Source organism: Salsuginibacillus kocurii DSM 18087, assembly GCF_000377705.1.
Taxonomy (GTDB): domain Bacteria; phylum Bacillota; class Bacilli; order Bacillales; family Marinococcaceae; genus Salsuginibacillus; species Salsuginibacillus kocurii.
Genome location: NZ_KB898625.1, coordinates 23864 through 41637, shown reverse-complemented (window position 1 = coordinate 41637; position 17774 = coordinate 23864). Strand labels below are relative to the sequence as shown.

The 17774-nt window shown below is 42.4% G+C and carries 12 protein-coding genes and 1 pseudogene; 9 read left to right on the top strand and 4 right to left on the bottom strand.

All coding sequences use genetic code 11. From position 1 onward, the window contains the following. Positions 1–45: 45 nt before the first annotated feature. The 3 genes from D469_RS0106835 to gnd all read right to left on the bottom strand — a co-directional run bounded on the left by D469_RS0106835 (position 46) and on the right by gnd (position 2765). Positions 46–1110, bottom strand: a complete 1065-nt coding sequence (locus D469_RS0106835; RefSeq protein WP_018922641.1) for a Bug family tripartite tricarboxylate transporter substrate binding protein — start codon at positions 1108–1110, stop codon at positions 46–48. Positions 1111–1282: 172 nt separating this feature from the next. Further along, on the bottom strand, positions 1283–1777 hold the full coding sequence (locus D469_RS0106830; RefSeq protein ID WP_018922640.1) for a tripartite tricarboxylate transporter TctB family protein: 495 nt from the start codon (positions 1775–1777) through the stop codon (positions 1283–1285). Between the two features lie 91 nt (positions 1778–1868). Beyond that, the gene (gene gnd / locus D469_RS0106825) at positions 1869–2765 is read right to left on the bottom strand and encodes a phosphogluconate dehydrogenase (NAD(+)-dependent, decarboxylating) (RefSeq protein ID WP_018922639.1); all 897 of its coding nucleotides are present in this window, start codon (positions 2763–2765) and stop codon (positions 1869–1871) included. 259 nt (positions 2766–3024) lie between these two features. Between gnd and D469_RS0106820 the strand changes: the two genes are divergently transcribed. The 5 genes from D469_RS0106820 (at position 3025) to D469_RS19805 (ending at position 8474) form a co-directional block, all read left to right on the top strand. Further along, positions 3025–3885: a MurR/RpiR family transcriptional regulator gene (locus D469_RS0106820; protein WP_018922638.1), complete on the top strand. Its 861-nt coding sequence runs from the start codon at positions 3025–3027 to the stop codon at positions 3883–3885. Positions 3886–3918: 33 nt separating this feature from the next. Further along, positions 3919–5430, top strand: coding sequence for a gluconokinase (locus D469_RS0106815; protein ID WP_018922637.1), 1512 nt, complete (start codon positions 3919–3921; stop codon positions 5428–5430). Positions 5431–6061: 631 nt separating this feature from the next. Beyond that, the gene (locus D469_RS22430) at positions 6062–7024 is read left to right on the top strand and encodes an Rpn family recombination-promoting nuclease/putative transposase (protein ID WP_026286136.1); all 963 of its coding nucleotides are present in this window, start codon (positions 6062–6064) and stop codon (positions 7022–7024) included. Between the two features lie 537 nt (positions 7025–7561). Beyond that, positions 7562–8038, top strand: coding sequence for an NUDIX hydrolase (locus tag D469_RS0106795; protein ID WP_018922633.1), 477 nt, complete (start codon positions 7562–7564; stop codon positions 8036–8038). 52 nt (positions 8039–8090) lie between these two features. Then, positions 8091–8474, top strand: coding sequence for a DinB family protein (locus D469_RS19805; protein WP_018922632.1), 384 nt, complete (start codon positions 8091–8093; stop codon positions 8472–8474). A 129-nt stretch (positions 8475–8603) separates the two neighbouring features. Here D469_RS19805 and D469_RS19800 read toward each other — a convergent pair. Then, positions 8604–9483 (bottom strand): annotated as a pseudogene (locus D469_RS19800) (AraC family transcriptional regulator). Positions 9484–10141: 658 nt separating this feature from the next. Here D469_RS19800 and D469_RS0106775 point away from each other — a divergent pair. From D469_RS0106775 to D469_RS0106755, 4 genes are all read left to right on the top strand, one after another. Next, the gene (locus tag D469_RS0106775) at positions 10142–12049 is read left to right on the top strand and encodes a BglG family transcription antiterminator (protein ID WP_018922628.1); all 1908 of its coding nucleotides are present in this window, start codon (positions 10142–10144) and stop codon (positions 12047–12049) included. A gap of 584 nt (positions 12050–12633) precedes the next feature. Continuing rightward, positions 12634–13260 carry a peroxiredoxin gene (locus D469_RS21515; RefSeq protein WP_083910744.1) on the top strand — a complete coding sequence of 209 codons (627 nt, stop codon included), beginning with the start codon at positions 12634–12636 and terminating at the stop codon, positions 13258–13260. A gap of 121 nt (positions 13261–13381) precedes the next feature. Further along, entirely contained in the window at positions 13382–13798 is a 417-nt protein-coding gene (locus D469_RS0106760; protein WP_026286134.1) for a VOC family protein, read from the top strand. A 954-nt stretch (positions 13799–14752) separates the two neighbouring features. Next, a complete protein-coding gene (locus D469_RS0106755) occupies positions 14753–16750 on the top strand; it encodes a methyl-accepting chemotaxis protein (RefSeq protein WP_018922624.1) in 1998 nt (665 codons plus the stop codon). Positions 16751–17774 lie beyond the last annotated feature (1024 nt).

Below are 17774 nucleotides of genomic sequence, written 5' to 3'. Positions count from 1 at the left end.
AAAGCACGCAGGCTTTCTTTCAACGGTTATGATGTGTCGTGTTGATTAAAAGTCCTCTTCGTTTTCTTCGATAAGTGGTTGAATTGTTTCATTGTTATTTTCTAGTTCTTCATCCACTTCATCGTTATCCAAGTAGCGGTATGGCAGGTTCGCATCTTCAAATGCTTGCTGGAATTCTTCAGATTCGCCGAGGTTGTCAAGTGCTTCAGAAAGGGCTTCCTCTGCTTCTTCCGGAATTCCTTCAGGTGCTACGAGTACACGGGATACGGAAAGTGACAAGTCATAGCCTTGCTCTTCAAAGGTTGGGACATCATCAAACATGTCGATGCGCTCATCCGCAGCGTAACCTAGTGGAGCACCATCTTGACCGCTGATTTCATCATAAGAAGTGATGGAAGTAGAAGCTACGTCAACGTGTCCACCTAGAAGGGCATTGGTTAATTCGCCACCACCGTCAAAGTTAACTGGTGTCATTTGCACATCGGCCAGGTCGTTAAAGGCAAGCACTTTTAGAAGACCCAACGCTCCAGATTCACCGACAGTTACTTCGCCAGGGTTTTCTTCGGCATATTCTACAAGCTCATCAATGTCTTCAAACTGGCTGTCTGGGCCCACGAAAAGAGCGTGTGGTACTTCGTCAAATGCACCCAAGTATTCAAAGCTATCAAACTCAAAATCAGTATCTACTGTGTTTTCAAGAACAACATTATCTGGGTAACCGAATACACCTAAAGTGTGGCCGTCTGGTTCACTGTTTGCCATGTCAGTAATTCCAACTTCTCCGCCAGCACCTTCTTGATTGATGACGTTTACAGTTACGCCCAACTCATCGCCAAGATGGTCTGAAACGATACGTGCTACCGTGTCTCCACCGCCGCCGGCGCTATAAGGAACAATGATTTCCAGGTCTTCTTCAGGGAAATCTCCGGCAGCTGCTTCATCATCATCATCATCATCATCTTCATCATCATCATCTGTCTCTACTTCATCCGCTGCACCGTTATCGTCACCGTTTGTATCTTCTGGTGCTTCTTCTCCATTATCACCACAAGCTGCCACTACCGCTGCTGAAAGCGCCAATACGATTCCTGTACGTGTAAATTTTTTCATTTTAATATTTCACTCCTTCTAAATAGTAACTTAAGAAAATTTATAAACCGTTTTTCGCTATTTCTAATGTAAGAGTTTCTTCTCGTTGCAGGCTAAGATCCCCCCTTGGTTCAAATCAACATGTTTTCTTTTCAGTAAATAAGGGGAAGCGTTTACATTTATGCGCTGAAATTTATCCTAACTGGACGATGGTTCCATCAGGTGTTGGCAGGCCAATTAAAATAGAGAATAGAACATACATGAATGCGACGGAAGTTACCGCAAATACAAGTCCTTTCATCATCTTTCCTGACGGCGGGAAACGATGCTCCATCCGATAATTGTGATAAAAAAAGATGATAAGGATTAAGAAAAAGGACGCGATGTAAAATCCAAACCATGTGAGCATAAAGTAGGTGAAGATTAAAATACCCGCTGGGATCAAAATCTGAAAGATAAAGATGTTCATGGTGAATGGCTTTACCTCTCCGCCGTCTTTTTCTTCGATTTTTGGTTTGTTCAAGGCTTTGCGAATAAGCGGGTCAACGATCATTAAGATACCGAGAATGCCCATTCCTACGAGTACAATGTTTGGTAGAAGTGCTGCATCTGAATCGAGTTCCGCTGTTTGCGTGAACAAAAGCCCCGAAAAAACGATCAGGATGACCCCTAACACATAGTTTGACAACGTTTCTGCACCTCCTGAGCCTTGAGCTTCTTCTAGGATTTAAAATCTAATAGTTGGTTGAGGAATCTCAAGACTTCATTTCACCAATTTGCTATTTTTTAACTACTTCGTGGCCGCCAAATTCGTTGCGTAGGGCTGCTACTACTTTTCCAGTAAAGGTATCGTCTTCTTGAGAGCGGAAGCGCATCATTAAAGACAGGGCAATAACAGGAGCAGGTGTCTCAAGATCTAACGCCGTTTCGACTGTCCATTTACCTTCTCCCGATGAATTCATGACACCGCGAATTTCGTCTAGGTTAGCGTCTTTTGAAAAGGCATTTTGTACAAGCTCCATAAGCCAGGACCGAATGACAGAGCCGTTATTCCACATGCGGGCCACTTCTTCATAGTTATAGTCGAAGTCACTTTTGTCTAAGAGGTCAAACCCTTCAGCGATAGAGTGCATCATGCCGTATTCGATTCCGTTGTGTACCATTTTAAGGAAGTGACCGCTTCCAACTTTGCCAGCATGAAGGTAACCGTTTTCAATTGAGATATCATAGAACATTTGCTCAATCGGTTCTACCACTTCGCGGTCGCCGCCAATCATAATACATGCTCCGTGGCGGGCACCATCAACTCCGCCGCTTGTTCCAGCATCAATGAAATGAATACCTTGCTCGGAAAGGTCTTGGGCACGGGCTAGTGACTCTTTATAGTTCGAGTTGCCGCCATCAATAATGACATCGCCGCCATCTAAATGCTTTTTCAGTTCTTCAATGACTTGGCTTGTCACTTCGCCTGCTGGTACCATCAGCCAGATTGTCCGAGGTGCTTCAAGCTTTTCAGCAACTTCTTGAATTGAATGTGCCGGAACTGCACCGGAACGTTGAATCTGGTTAACAGCATCCGTATCGACATCATTGGCTACAACGTTATGTTTGTGATCTAGAAGATTTAGTGCAAGGTTATAACCCATCTTGCCTAAACCAATCAGTCCGATGTCCATTGTTCCACTCCTTTGTTGTGTGACTAAGTTATGAATATTTCGTTGTTAATTCACATTATAAAATAATTTTTTTCATTTTCAAGAGGTTTTTTTGAAAAAATATTTTTTTCTTAATCGTTTTCTTTTATACTTCTTTTAGAAAGATATTTTCATGGATTTATTTTTTTAGCAGATATGAAACCGATTTAATTGTACAATGTATAAGAGAACACAGTAGTTGGCCCTATGGCGAATTACGCATCATGAAAGGAGTTTTACAGTGGCCGCCAATGAAACGACACACTGCAAACACCGCATACGCGCAATGTATCCTGACTTTCGAGAAAAAGAAAAAAAGATAGCAGACTATATATTGGAACACCCGGAAGAGATTGTACATTCCACCATCACAGAAGTTGCTGAAAGGCTCCAAGTAGCAGATGCCACTGTATTTCGCTTTTGCAAACGAATCGGTTTTAAAGGTTATCAAGCTTTAAAAATCGCCTTAGCTTCTGAAAATGTTAATGAGGAAATGATGGACATTCATGAAACGATCCAAGAGGGAGACGATGAAAGGGCAGTAGTAGAGCAGGTATTTCGCTCTAACATTCGGTCACTTGAAGAAACCTTGTCCGTTTTGGATAATGAAAATTTTCATCAAGCGGTTAATATCATGTTGAACGCCAATAAGGTGGAGTTTTACGGTAACGGGGGTTCAGGAATTATCGCCCATGATGCGCACCATAAATTCATGCGCACGGGCCTTTCTACCTCTTCTTACAACGATTCGCACTTTCAAGTGATGGCCGCATCCCAATTAACCCCTGAGGATGTCGTTGTCTTGATTTCTCATTCCGGCGCCAACCGGGATAGTTTACAAGCCTTAGATGTGGCACAAGAACACGGAGCGACAACAATTGGCATTACGACACTCGCCAAGTCTCCGCTCAGCCAGCAAGTTGATGTTCCTCTATATACAGTCTCTAAAGAAACGGAATACCGTTCAGAGGCGCTGGCCTCACGGCTGGCGCAGCTCAGTATTATTGACGCGCTTTATGTAGCCGTTAGCATTGGACGGAAAGAGTTGATGCAGCAATCACTTGCTAAAATGCGCCAGGCCATTTCAAAAAAACGATTGTAAATAGTGATGAGCAGTAAAGGAGGCAGGTTAAGCATGAATAAAAGTTATGTAGCGGGACTGGATGTAGGAACAACAAGCGCAAAAGTTGTGATTTTTGATAAAGAAGGGAATGTGCAGGCAGAAGCGGAAACGGGCTACCCGGTAGACCATCCCGAGAGCGGCTGGGCTGAACAAAATCCCCATCATATTGAAGAAGCAGCTGTTAAGTCAATGCGTAACGCTCTTACTTCAGGCGACATAAAAGGAGAAGAGTTGACGGCGGTCGGCCTATCTTCTGCCATGCATACGTTAATTTGTGCGGATAAAAAAGGAGAGGCACTCTCGCCCTCGGTAATTTTTTCAGACGGGCGCAGTTTTTCCCAAGTGGAACAGTTGAAATTAAGCGGGGCAGGCGATGCCATCTATCAAACAACGGGCACGCCGGTTCACCCGATGACCCCGTTTGCGAAACTTTTATGGATGAAAGAGACGGGCTACGCACCATATCTAAAGGCCGAACGATTTCTTTCGATTAAAGACTGGCTGACACTGCGCTGGTTCGGTCGTGCGGCAATTGATTACGGGGTGGCATCGGCTTCCGGTCTGTTTGATATGAAGGAATTTAGGTGGGACCCGGAAGCACTGCGGCTTACCGGCGTGCAGGCAGAGCAACTATCTGAGCCGGTTGCTCCAACGTACTTATTCCAGGGATTAGACGATGAAGTCGCTGCTAAAATGGGCGTTCCGGCTGACCTCCCCTTTGCTGCCGGCGGGGCGGACGGCGCGCTTGCTAACATTGGAATCGGCGCCTTTGAGCCGGGCGAACGTGCACTCACGATTGGTACGAGCGGAGCGATTAGGGAAGTGGTAGCTTCACCGCAGACAAGTGCAGCACAAGCCACTTTTTGTTATGCCGTTACAAAAGATAAGTGGCTGGTAGGCGGCGGCACTAACAATGGCGGCAATGTCCTGGATTGGCTGCAGGAAGCCGTTGGTGCCCGAAATGGATGGGACGACCCGCACCGTGCTTTATTAGAGTTAGCTGAAGCAAGCAGCGCGGGTGCAAACGGCCTGCTTTGCCTGCCGCTGTTAAACGGAGAACGAGCCCCGTATTGGGACGTACGCGCGCGAGGGAGCTATATCGGCTTATCAAGCAAACACGGCAAGGCGGAACTTATACGAGCAGCACTAGAAGGAGTTATTTACAGTTTGGCTCACGTGAATGAAGCGCTCTCAGCAAACGAGGCGTCGTCCGGCGGTATTTTTGCAAGCGGTGGCTTCGCCCGTTCTCCGTTCTGGCTGCAGCTCGTTGCTGATATTTTTGAGGATACCGTCCATGTTCCCGCCTCCCATCAAAGCTCAGCCTGGGGAGCTGCCTGGTTTGCACTTATGGCAGTAGGAGAACATGACACCCTCGCTGATATTAGAGCTCATATTCCAATGACAGCGAGCATTGAGCCGCAGGAAGAAGGGCGCGCCTCCTACCGAGCCGCGTATACAACGTACCGGAAATTGTATAAGACGATGCAACCGCTCATGCATGAACTCGCGGCTCAGCAAAAGTGACACGGGTGATAGTTGGGAAATTGTATACCTAAAAGGCACAGCTGCGATTGGATCGCAGCTGTTTCTTATGTACCGGGTCTGACATTACCTCTAAAAGCTGATTCTTCAAGATAAGGTTCATCTAAATAATTGGATTAAAAACTTACACACTTTATTTGCCAAACCTTGGCTGCTTCTAGGGGGCAGACTGCCTTCGCACTGTAAGCAGGCGACGCCGCTCTCGACAGGGGGGAGACGCCACACTCGGGTAGAGTGACACGGCACTCGAACAATGTCACATCGCCCTCCGTCCGCATTACTGCGCAAGCGGAGGGGAGGATTGTGCACCCAGACCCCTCACTCCCTCACCACGTAATGTGGCAATCTCCCATGCAAAAATCTTACCCCTGGTCATGGTCAAACTAGCGCCCAGTTTTTTCACACCGTAAGAATGTATAAATAGTTGAAGGGAACGGTATAAGGCAACTAATGCCCGGCCTGCACAGTAGGCTTGGTTTTGCCACATTTTCTTTAAAATCATCTTCCTCGACCCTTCCACCAAATTCCGCTATACTATGAATAACCGCGCGCCTCCCCGGCACCTATACCCTAAAGGAGGTCGACCCCTACGCCACATTCCCCGAACGATCCTATTCCGCATGACCAACTCTTCAAACAACTCCTTACCACCTATTTCACTGAATTTCTCGATGCGTTTTTCCCCGCCGCCCTCAAACATATCGACACTACTCACCTCACCTTCCTGGAACAAGAAATTTTCACTGACATCGTGAACCAGGACAAACGGGTTGTAGACCTGCTCGTCAAAACGAAAATCAAAGGCGAAGACGGCCTCATTATCGTCCATGTGGAAGCGCAGTCCGCGCCACAAGCCAACTTCTATCAGCGCATGTTTCACTATTTCAGCCGCCTCTATGAAAAATATCAGCGCCGCATCTTGCCGATCGCCATCTTCAGCAACCAATCCACCCACAGCGGACCTGAATCTCTACAGATTACCTTCCCATTTTTCCACGTGCTCTCCTTTCACTTTTTCAACCTCGAACTCGCCAACCACAACTGGCGGGAGTTTATTAAAAAAGATAATCCCGCAGCCGCCGCATTACTCTCACAAATGGGGTATAATGAAAAAGAAAAAGTAGAAGTGAAACTCGAATGTTTACGCATGATCGCCCGCCTCGAAATCGATCCAGCCCGCGCCGACTTTCTCGCCAATCTGTTTGAATCGTACCTGACGTTAAACGCAGAGGAAGAAGCTACCCTGCAGCAGGAAATTCAAAAACTCCCAAAAAAGGAGGAAACTCACGTCATGAAAATTGAAACCTACCGGACCAGGCAGTGGAAAATGGAAGGCAAAGAAGAAGGCAGAAGAGAAGGAGAAGAGAAAGGTAAAATGGAAGGAAAACACGAAGAAAAAGCAGCCATGCTGATCAGCTTTTTGCAAGCCCGTTTCCCGGATGAAGTGACGGAAAAAGCAGTGACTGGTATTCAAGTGTGCGAGGAAGTAGACACGTTAGAAAAGATTCAATCCCGCTTATTTAAAGCAGATACGTGGGAAGAAGTTGAAACGGCATTACAAGCTTTGGAAGACTAACGCACAGCCAGCTGGTCCATCGTTATACAAGTTAGGCTGGGGAGCGCGCGGTTTCCCCTCTTAAATATTTCCGAAGTCTCCAAAAAAGGCAAACGTGAAGGGAAAGCAGCCATGCTGATTAGTTTTTTCAAGCCCGTATCCGGAGGAAATGACGGAAAAAGCAATGCCCAGGGATCAAGCATGTGCTCACGTAGAGACGTTAGTGAAGATCCATGCCTGACTATTTAAAACGGACACGTAGCAAGAGGTTAAAACGGTGCGGACACTGGTTTCGTTATATTAACGAAAAGGGCTGTTTGTCTGGTATTACGGATATGGCTTCTGCTCTTTCCTTCAAAATCGTCTTCTTGTTGTCTATTTCCTGCAAATTACGGAACTGACGTCCGGGGAATTTTGAAAAATCAATAAATTAACAAAATAAAAGATTAGATGTTCATAAGCAGTAGAAAAAAGATATTAAATACGAAGAAAAAGAAGGGATTAGGAAAAATATGTGGAAATGTTTTAAGTCGCTAACTAAAAAGGGGGAGGTTGCGAATGGATCTTGTTTTTAACACTGCTGCTGGCGTTTTTAATTATCGAGTGGCTGGTATTTGGATAGAAAATGAACATGTGCTTTTACATAAGAATATAGACGATGAGCACTGGGCACTGCCCGGGGGACGAGCTGAGCTAATGGAACCGTCAGAAACCACTGTGCAAAGAGAATTTCAAGAAGAGCTCGGGGTCGAGGTGCGCGCGGATAGACTCCTTTGGACGATGGAACACTTCTTTACATATAAAGAAAAAGATTTTCACGAGTTTGGTATGTATTATTTAGTAACAGCAGCTGAACATGGACTAGCTAGAAAAGACAGCTTTTGGGGAGTAGAAGGAGAACCATTGCTGTATAAATGGTTTCCGCTTTCAACTTTGGAGGAGCTAACTTTGTACCCTACTTTTTTAAAAAAAGGACTCGTAAACCTTCCTCAGCAGAATGAACATGTTGTGGTAAAGAAAAACATGATCTACTAAGTAGATGCGCATATGGAGATTACGCTTTACGATTACAAAGGAGTGACTCGGGATGATCGTTTTGTTCCAATACAATTGGCAAGTGAGAGAAGAGTGGTTTGATTGTTGCAAGCAACTTTCCGAAGAAGAACTCCTGCGCCCAAGAGAAGGAGGGGTAGGGAGTATTCTGGCCACACTCCTCCATATCGTCGATGTTGAGCAATCGTGGATTAGAGGTCTCGAAGGCAAGCCAGATATCGAATATCAGATTGAATCGTACCCCACTCTACAAGCTGTGCGAAATGCATCGAACGACTGCCGCGCGGAGGTGGAACAGTTTGTAAAAGCCTGGCGTGATGAGTTCGAAATGAAGCCGTTCGATGACTATACTTATGGGGAAGTTATGCGGCACGTGATCGCTCACGAAATCCATCATATTGGGCAGCTTTCCATTTGAGCAAGGGAGCTCGACCTAATCCCCGTGTCGGCTAATGTGATCGGAAGAAAGCTCATGGTTTAATTATAGGTGCATCTCGTTCTTAAAAATAGCGTGATGGCGAAAGAAAGAGCCGTGTCCCGGCTCTTTTTACGGGTGACGTTTTTTAACTGGCATCCAAATCTCGCTTTTCACTTCAGGCTTGTCGAGATCGCTGTTTTCAATCCAGAGAATTTCCGGGCCGTCTACTGCTTCGTAAACTGAGGTGGGAAACCATTCTGAATAAATACGTCCCCATGTGTCTTGCAGTGCTTCTGGAAAGGGGCCTTCGCTTTCAAAGACGGCCCATTCGCCTGCCCTAACTTCCACAATAGAAAACTCTTCATGTTCAGTTTGTAAGGTTGTCGCCACCCCAATTAAATGATCCAATTCGCCTTTTTCCTCCATGCGGCCTTCCGAAAAATTAAACGAAGCGTTGATCATTCCTCGCGGTTCAACGTTTGAAAGCTGCTCTAACTGCTCGTATTGTTCAGTTGTCATACGTTGCTGCATGTTAACGATTTCAGGATTTTCGCCGTGAAAAATAACCGGGACTCTTTTTTTTAACACCTACCAGTCGAAAAGCCTCTTTATTTTCGATGCGATAATTCATTTCTCTTCCCCCTTGGATTGACAATTGAAAGGTCATACGTGGAAATGCTTTGAGCGAATGGCCGATTTTTGCCTCGGAAGGATTTACCCCGTGCAGCTTGTAGAACGCTTTTGTGAAGGAGTCAGGTGATTAATAACCATACTTCACAGCAATATCAATTACTTTCCTGTTCGAATCTCTTAATTCAAAAGCAGCCAGGCTTAGGCGTCTGCGTCGAATATATTCTGTTAATGTAATGCCGGCCAAAAACGAAAACATTTTTCGGAAATGAAACTCTGAACAATGCGCAATGCGTGCAAACTCTGAATAATTGATATCGCATTCAAGGTGGTCTTCAATATAATTAATCGCTTCATTCATATGTTTAAGCATATCCATCAACATAACCTCTCTTTCTCCAGTAGAATAGCAAGCTTTTATAACCTTCATCCGATATTTTTTGTCTAATTGGGACGGGGGGGGTTCACAAGCAGACATCTTCATTATGAGGTAAGGAGTTGTTCTAAACATGCCAACTTGTCAAAATTGTAGAATGAGATGGACATGGAAACAATCAATAAAATAATTATTAACGTAAGACCCAGGCATGACCTGCCCTTATTGCGCGAAGAGACAATATGTAACCGTCGCATCCAGGCGGCTAAGTAGTTTCACTACATTTTCACTTCCATTGGTGTGTTGTTGCCAGTCTTTTTTTCGGTCCCTCTATTCCTGCATTTGTTGTTAATTCCAACTGTAGTTTTACTTCCTTTGGGATTTACCCTTTTATCACCGAGTTTTCCAATCAAAAAGATCCCCTTTGGTAAGGATGTAATTACCGTAGAGTAAATACGACTCGCAAGTAAGAGAGCCTTAACAGGAACAGGAATTGACCATACGCTTTAAGAAAATGTAAAATTTACTTCATGTACAATAGCTGAGGAGGGTCTCTGTACGTAAGGACTGATCTTGTACAGAAATACGAATTCGCCCACTTCTTCTCCTATAGCCCATATGTACCTCGTTTATAAAGACATCATCTCAGGAGTTTTCTACAATGAATAATCGTCATAAAGCCCTTTTGCTATTTTTAATAAACAATGAGACCAACACGTACACCGTCCAGGAAATTGCCAAGCAGCTGAAGGTATCGGAAAAAACGATTCGGACGGATTTAAAAGTCATTGACGAGTGGTTGAAGGCGCATACGGAGGCGCGAGTGATTCGAAAACGAAGCATTGGAGTTTATATTGATATAACAGAGGCAGAAAAAAATGAAGTGATGAGAAAGATAAAAGATATATATACAGACAATGAAGCAATAGATGAACAAATTCGTTTATTTGAGATAATGCTCTTGCTGTTGAATCAGCATAAGAGGGTGACAATAAAGGAACTTGCTGAACAATATTATGTAAGTAAAGCTACGATTAACAAGGATATAGACTCCATTCGCCAGTTGCTAAAAGGGTCAGGCCTTTCGCTAAAAACGAAACAAAGAATCGGCATATATGTAGAAGGAGATGAACTTCAAAAACGAGACGTGATCTTACAATGTTTGGAACTCATTAATGATGAAGAAAAAACGCATATCCATAAAAGCATAGAGTTGTTTGAGCCTTGGAAGCAACAGATCGTGGAAAGCTTTGTCACAACATTAAACTATGAACTTCCTTTTTCACTAACTAAAGAGGCAAGACAAAATTTAATTATGCATATATTAATTGCGGTGCACCGCAGTAAAACAAAAAATCCAGTGGTTTTTTCAACGGAACAATTATCTTCCTTAAAAAAGAAAGAGGAATTCACATTATTAACAAGGAAAATTAACGATCTCGAAGATAAGTTTACGTTGAAGTTTCCGGAGGAAGAAATTGCTTATTTAGTATTAAGAATAGTGGCCAGCAAATTTACTCTTGCAGAACAGGCCCAAGAATTGCATGTAGATGATACGTTGCGTCGTTTCACACATAAGCTTGTTGAAAAAGTATCTAACGAAACAGGTACAAATTTTAACGTGGATAAAGGATTGCTGCAAGATCTCTTGTTACACCTGCATTCCACTTCTCATCGATTACAATTTAACTTGCGGATAGCCAACCCGATGCTTGACGATATAAAAAAGATGTACCCTTATATGTTTGAAGTTATTTTGAATGCAGCAAGTGAGCTTTCCAGGTTCCATTCATTTTCCATCCCAGAAGATGAGATTGCTTATCTTACTATACATTTTCAATCTGCGCTAGAGAAGACGAAGAAACAACCTCTCATAAAAACTGTGATTGTTTGTTCAATGGGGATTGGCATGTCGAGGTTATTACAAACGAAAATAAAACAAAGATACGAAGAATTAGATATTGTAGCATGTATTTCAGAAGAGCGATTTTATCAAAACGATTTTCCTGACGCAGACTTTATTATTACTACTGTCTCTTTAGATACCTCATTGCCAATTGTTGAAACGTCACCGCTTTTATTTGAACTTGACCAGCAAAGTATCAGTCGAGCGATTCAAACGTTCAGTAAGAAAAAATCATTTCCAGAATTAAAAAGCTATTTGGACTCCTCTTTGCTATTTTTGAATATCCAACGTGAAAGTCTAACTGAAGTGTTAACATTTTTAACCAATGAACTGGAAAACCGGGGCCATGTTAAAGATAAATACTTATCTACTGTAATAGCAAGAGAAGAAAGATCGGCTACAAACATAGGCGGGGGCATAGCTATACCACATGGTAACCCTGAATTTGTAGTACAACCTGCAATAGCAGCTGCAACGTTAAAGAAACCTATAAACTGGGGAACGGAAGAAGTGTCATTAGTGTTGTTACTTGCTAATAGCTTTCAATCGCCTGAATCCACAAAGAAACTATTTAAAGACCTCTCAGACTTGTCACACCACTATGATATTGTAAGCAAGTTGGTGAGCCAAACAGATAAAGATATGTTTTTTTCAAATTTATGAAGTCAGCCTTACTGGTTGGCTTTTTCAATTACCTAAATAAGAGACTAAATCATATGCGATTTGGTCTGCTGATTAGTATGCTATTTCAAATGTTTCTCTACCAAAACGGAACTAGTTCGTTTTGGTTTGGTTTTTTTAGATTGCTAAAAGCATGGCGACGCCTTACTAAAGTGGTAAGAGCCTCGTTTGGGATATGGCCACTCAACTGAAACAGCAACGAAAAGCTTGCGAAAGAAAATATATCCATTTAACCTCGAAATTGATGCCATATATTATTAGATAATACTAAGGGAGCGTCAACGCAACCCCATCTGCCAATTAAGATTACTTTATTTTCCTCTTCTGTATTATTTTTTAATTCTATTATCGGCAGATCGTTTTATCAACTCCTATTTTTAAGACGTTGTTTTCCTTTAACTTTATGTATTCTACAAACCACCCTTATTACCCTTCCCTATAAATTTCTGAGAAGCGATTCCTGAACTACTTAGTAACATCTAACTTCGATACCACATAGGCTAACTTCGTAACCAAAAGTCAGGCTTCTTGCTCATCTCGCGAAAAATGACGAGAGGAGGATACAAATGAAACCTCATGAAACAAAAACTCAATTGCATGTCAACCATATCGACCCATGCCCACTCCCGTTTTGTGCAACCCGAGACGACCTAGCGCCCCTTTTTACGGCCGATGTTTTTTTCAGGGGGGAAATTCACACAATAAATTTAGAAGATTTCAAGGAGAAATGGAAGATTCTCTTTTTCTATGCAAGTGACTTTACCTTCGTATGACCAACCGAATTGGCAGCAGTTGCTGCTATCTATCCTCCGTTAAAGCAATTGAATGCTGAAGTACTTGGTATTAGTACAGATAGTGTGTATTCCCATAAAGTTTTTAAGGAGATCTCACCATCAGCACGGAAGGTTCAATACCCGCTTGTAAGTGACCGAAATCATAGAATCAGCCGTGCATACAGAGTGTTAGATGAAGATGCAGGTGCATCATTTCGCGCTACGGTTATTGTCAGTCCTGAAGGAACGATTGCAGCAAAAGTCATCTACCCGCGAGAGGTTGGTCGAAATTCATATGAACTGCTGCGCATGTTACAAGGGATCCAATACGGAAGAGAAACGAATCAAGGTGTACCCGCAAACTGGGTGCCAGGCATGCCTGGGATCGCACGCCGCACCGAAGATATCGGGAGGATATAGATTTAATAGGTTTATTGAAACAAAGCAATGTAGCAAAGTCGTTGCCTATAATGTAAGCCCAATGATAACCGTTTCTATCATTGGAGACTCCCCCATATCATCAGTTGCTTAAGAACAAAAACTGACAAAAGACATTGTAAAGTCACACAAGTTCTTCAAGCAATTGGGGTTTGACACTTCAATTAGGGGGACAGAATCCAATCCAGATATTATTTTTTTTAGGGATGAAGGCACAAGAATTGCGCTCTATCCTTTAGAGGAATTAGCTAAGGATGTTAATGAACATAACCCTCCTGAGATTGTACGGGGCTTTTTGGGAATAACTCTTGCTTATAATGCAAAATCCAGTGAAGAAGTTGATACAATCTTAAAGAAAGCAGAGTTAGCAGGTACTACAATTCAAAAAGAGCCTCAAAAAACTGATTGGGGTGGATACGGCGGTTATTTTACAGACCTTGACGGCTATTATTGGGAAATTGCCTACGGTGATATTTGGGAATTTGATGATTCTAATATACTAATTATTGAAGATGAATAGGTAGATTTTGAGAAGGTCTGTACTTAAACAAACGGGTTGCGTTAGTTGAATAAGACAATAAAATCAAACGGAACTTCCATTTTATGGAATTTACTTTTTCTATACATATCAACATTGAACTTTAACAGAGCCTTCATATAATAGTCGCTAGTGTTTTATTTGTTATTCTCAAATTAAGAAAAATGAAATCAGTGACTCCCAACAAAAGTATTGCAGATGAAGATGAGTTGAAGTAATAACATAACAAAAAAGTCTTCATCTGGTAATTGAAGAGGCTGGGACAAAAACCTATATATAGTGAATGGTCTTCACTGTTTTGGTGAGGACCTTTTCTGGATGTGCCCGGCATGAGCACACGCTTTAGGTCCCAGTCCTCCGAAAGATGGAGGTCGTAATAGCCGTTAGCCAAATGGGTGTCCATCGTAAGGTGGAACCTGAAGGAAAGCTATGCCTCGACGCATCAGAATCTCATCATGCTGTCTTATTAGGTATAAGAGCAGGGCTACATCGGATAACGAAGTAGAACAAATTCTTGAAGCTATTAACAATAGTCTAAGACCGACGATTTATATGAGTTAGTCATACATATAAGTGTGCAGAAAATAGATCTTTTATCGAACCGTCAGCTGCGTCCTTGGGTTGAGTTGATTTTATCAACAGCAGAACTTCAGGAACTGTTATCTATAATTTGCAGCAAGCTTCACTATTCATGTTCGAAGGTGATACCGTATCAAACAATTGTTGGGCGGCACCATCAATTCATATTGTGTCAATCCAACCTGTTGGGTGCTGTGTATCTTAATGAATCCAAATATTGATAAGATAATTATAATGCACTAAAGAAATTCAGGAATACTTCGTTTTTGTATAGCATTATAACCATGTCTTTAGTATTATAAATGATATATTAAATCTTGCATGTTCCTCACTTATTTTCTGAAAGGAGCCAATACGTTGTCATCACTTAAAACGAAATTAATTGTACTTATCAGCGGTCTGATGACGGTTGCTATTGTTTCTTTTTCTATTTTTATGTACTGGCAGACAAGTTCCGAAATTACGCAGGCTACAGAACGTGAAGCCTCCACTGTGACGACAGAAGTAGATCGATTTTTAGGTGAGTATTTACGAGAATATGAGTCCACCCTTGATCGTTACACTAATGACGAAAGAGTGCTTGATTTTGTGGAAGGTAATCAAACTACAAGTGAGTGGGAACCGGTCGAAGATGATTTTTCTTATTATGTGGAACAAGATGACCAGGCAGACGTTGTTTACATAGGTACACCGGATGGAGAAATGTATACTTCTCCAGAGATCGATCTGCCAGAGGATTTTGATGCGACAGAACGACCTTGGTATGAAGAGGCGATCGAGAGTCCGGATGATGTAGCCTGGACGGAGCCTTATGAAGACGCAGCATCTGGAAATATGACCATTACAGGAGCAAAAGCAATTGGAGATGACGGAGTAATTGGTGTTGATATCTTCTTGGATGAATTGTCCGAAATGATGACAAGTATAGACATTAGTTACGATGGGTACGTCAGTCTTGTTCATGATTCCGGGCTACTGGTGACGCATCCTGATAATGACTGGCAGGGAGCTGATGCAAGTGAAGAAGCATTTATTGCCCCGATAATGGCGGATGAGAGCGGGCAGGGCAGTGCCTCAGTCACATTTAATGGACAAGCACAAACATTATATTACGAAGATGTGAGTGGCATGGATTGGACAGTATATGCGATGTATCCAGATTCAGAAGTAATGGCACCAGCTAATGACCTACGTAATTTATTTATAATCATATCCATCATTGGCATTGGTCTGTCGATTGTGGCTGCTTATTATTTCGGCAGAAGAATCACACGTCCTGTTTTATCGTTAAAAATGGACATGGAACGCGTAGTTGAAGGTGATTTGACCGTACATTCGACTATTGATAGTAAGGATGAAGTTGGTAAATTGGCTAAAGGTTTTAATCATATGGTACACACCTTAGAAGGCCTGGTCACTTCATTGAAGAATTCAGCTGATAAATCGAATGAAGAAGCTTCTGAGCTAAGCGCAACCGTAGAACAATCAACAGCTTCGAGTGAAGATATTTCAATTGCTGCAAATGAAGTAGCAAAACAAGCAACAAAACAAGCAGAAGAAGTACAAACAGCTAAAGCAGCGATTGATGAGTTATCTGAGAAAATAACGACGACGAATGATAACACCGATGAAATGAAAGGGCGCATGCTGGTTGTAAATCGTGAAAGTACAACTGGAAGTGAACAGGTTGAAAAAATGCGTGAAAAGACGAATGAGAGTAATGATGTAATTTACGGAATGGGAACTCAGATAGAAAGTTTCTTAAATGAAACAAAAGAAATAGTAACGATTGTCCACATGATTCAAGGTATTGCGGAACAAACCAACTTACTTGCGTTAAATGCAAGTATAGAAGCTGCACGTGCAGGTGAACACGGAAAAGGGTTCTCTGTTGTAGCTGAAGAAGTACGAAAACTAGCTGAACAGTCGACTTCTGCCACTGGAACTATTCAAGAAACAGTTGAAAGAATTCAGTCTGGAGGGCAGTATGTTCAGCAGGAGTTAGAGCGAACCACTACTCTTGCGAAAGAACAACATCAAGTAGTGGAAGATACAGGGCATGTTTTCGCTGAAATTTCAAATGGAGTAGGGGCGCTGCAAACTATGGTAGACCAAGTAGATGATCAATTAAACAGCATGGCTGAAACTCGAAATGTAACGGTAGAACGAATGAACACGATCGCGGGAAGCAGCAATGAAACAGCAGCAGCGGCCGAGGAAATATCCGCGTCCACAGAGGAGCTGACAAATGCCTTGCAAGCACTGAGTAAAGCATCAGAGCGCTTAAATGATACAAGCAGCGAAGTTCAAAGCAAAATAACAGAAATGGATGGTCAAGCAGCAAGTGGTTTATAAGGCCGAAGCGGGGAACTGTTTCATTTTCGTCCCTCTTCTATAGTAAGAAAAGCAGTGGCACAACGCCTCTGCTTTTTCCCCTCAAAGATGATACGTATTGTCTCATCTATATATAAATTTATATGTCATATCCACCAGGAGTACTTTTAAACTCTTCTAATACTTGGTCACTATAATCACCGACAGGGAAAACTGTTCTAGGCATCACATGTTGTTGGTTCGCTGAAACAAGAACTTGTATATTAACTATCTCTTCCTCGTCAAACTCAAATGGTACAGTGTAAACCCCTTACCAACATGTTCTCCTTCTATAAATTCTGCTCCCTCTCGATTATCATACGGCAATAGTTAAAACTGTACCTTAGTAGCATTTTTTATAGGTTCCTCATCTTGATGGACAAGCGTAGTAAGAATGGGCTCCTCTTCTTCCTCTACATCTTCTGGAAGATAAAAATCACCATCAACCTGCTGCCCCTCTGCTTATGACTTTGAGTCAATATCCGTATTTGCTTGACAGCCTGCCAGTAGTAAAAAAGTAGTGAATAAATATGCTTTTCGTTAATAAGTCATACGATTAACTCTTTCATCTGTACCATGATTCTAGAGCTTTTATTTTAGAAAATACAAATCGATCTAATACATAAACGACAATAATAGATAGACCGACTAAAGGCATGATGATACCTAACCCAATCATAATGACAAGAAGTAGCAACCATGATGGTCAGCTTTTTACAAGCCCGCTTCCCAGAGGAAGTGACGAAAAAGTCAGTTGCTAGTATTATGCGTATGCTCACGTGGAGATGTTAGAGAAGGTACAAGCCTGACAATTATAACGAACACGAAGCAAGGAGTTAAACCGGTGCGGACTAACGGAACGGATGATCGGAAAATCCTTATAAGTGAGAAATCAGCAAGGTAAATAAAGGTCCGTAAGAAGCAGAAAGTCACAAAATTAAAGAAACTATTTAAAGACCTCTCAGACTTGTCACACCACTATGATATTGTAAGCAAGTTGGTGAGC

Excerpts from the sequence above, each read along its gene's own strand:
- D469_RS0106835 (WP_018922641.1), bottom strand. The coding sequence starts at position 1,110 with ATGAAAAAATTTACACGTACAGGAATCGTATTGGCGCTTTCAGCAGCG.
- D469_RS19805 (WP_018922632.1), top strand. The coding sequence starts at position 8,091 with ATGATCGTTTTGTTCCAATACAATTGGCAAGTGAGAGAAGAGTGGTTT.
- gnd (WP_018922639.1), bottom strand. The coding sequence starts at position 2,765 with ATGGACATCGGACTGATTGGTTTAGGCAAGATGGGTTATAACCTTGCA.
- D469_RS0106775 (WP_018922628.1), top strand. The coding sequence starts at position 10,142 with ATGAATAATCGTCATAAAGCCCTTTTGCTATTTTTAATAAACAATGAG.
- D469_RS0106815 (WP_018922637.1), top strand. The coding sequence starts at position 3,919 with ATGAATAAAAGTTATGTAGCGGGACTGGATGTAGGAACAACAAGCGCA.
- D469_RS0106795 (WP_018922633.1), top strand. The coding sequence starts at position 7,562 with ATGGATCTTGTTTTTAACACTGCTGCTGGCGTTTTTAATTATCGAGTG.